Source organism: Peribacillus sp. SIMBA_075 (assembly GCF_046534585.1).
This window is the reverse complement of the sequence record NZ_JAWRYN010001154.1, coordinates 1-252: the sequence shown is the minus strand read 5'-3', so window position 1 is coordinate 252 and position 252 is coordinate 1. Positions and strand designations below refer to the sequence as shown.

Sequence of the window (252 nt, the reverse complement as noted above, 5' to 3'; positions counted from 1 at the left end):
GCTCGCACCAATCTTGGCAATTTTACCGTACTCCGTTGTTTGTCCCACTGGTGTCATATCAAACTTGAAGTCACCCGTGTGGATGACCATACCCTCTGGTGTGTGCAGCACGACCCCAAAGGAATCCGGAATACTGTGATTCGTGCGGAAGAAAGTGGCCTTCAACCGGTTGAAGGGAATTTCCGTGTCTTCCGAAATCGGAATCATCTTTACGTCATTTTGCATTTTGTGCTCTTCCAGCTTCGCCTTGAC

1 pseudogene is annotated in these 252 nt (G+C 48.8%); it reads right to left on the bottom strand.

What is annotated here, in order from left to right:
* Nucleotides 1-252 (bottom strand): annotated as a pseudogene (locus SB775_RS31925) (ribonuclease J); the annotation flags it as partial.